Origin of the sequence: Clostridioides sp. ZZV14-6345 (genome assembly GCF_020657775.1) — a bacterium.
Classification (GTDB): Bacteria; Bacillota; Clostridia; order Peptostreptococcales; family Peptostreptococcaceae; genus Clostridioides; species Clostridioides difficile_D.
Window position 1 is genome coordinate 1 of record NZ_JAGWCX010000180.1, and the last position, 451, is coordinate 451.

Sequence of the window (451 nt, forward strand, 5' to 3'; positions counted from 1 at the left end):
ATAGGTGCAGAAGTCTTTCTCAAATACTTATTTACATCTTTTCTTGAAGTTATATCTTCAATTATACATTCCTGTGTTACATTGTAGTCTTTTAAATTTAATCCCATCTTTTCTAGGTCCTGTTTATTTAAAGTTTTAGGATTATTTTCACTGTTTATTGTTATCCCTTGTAATTCCCAGACATTTAGATATTCTGGGTCTTGATTATAATTGATAGTTCCTTCATATGAACCAGTTGATTGATTGTAATTTAGAGTTGTATCTAATGGCATATCATAACATTTATATTTTAATGTAATGCTATCTGCATCTGGTTTTTCTTTAAATTTGACGCTAACTTTTGATGTGCTACCTAAAACTATACTTTTTTTCTCCAAGTTTATATTTAAATCTGCATTATTTTCCATAGCATTAGATTCAGTAGCAAATGCCATTGTAGGTGCAACAATTG

Annotated in this window: 1 pseudogene; it reads right to left on the minus strand. The window is 28.6% G+C overall.

Features of this window, described 5'->3' with window-relative positions:
- Positions 1–449: pseudogene (locus KGF39_RS19510) on the minus strand (N-acetylmuramoyl-L-alanine amidase); the annotation flags it as partial.
- Positions 450–451 lie beyond the last annotated feature (2 nt).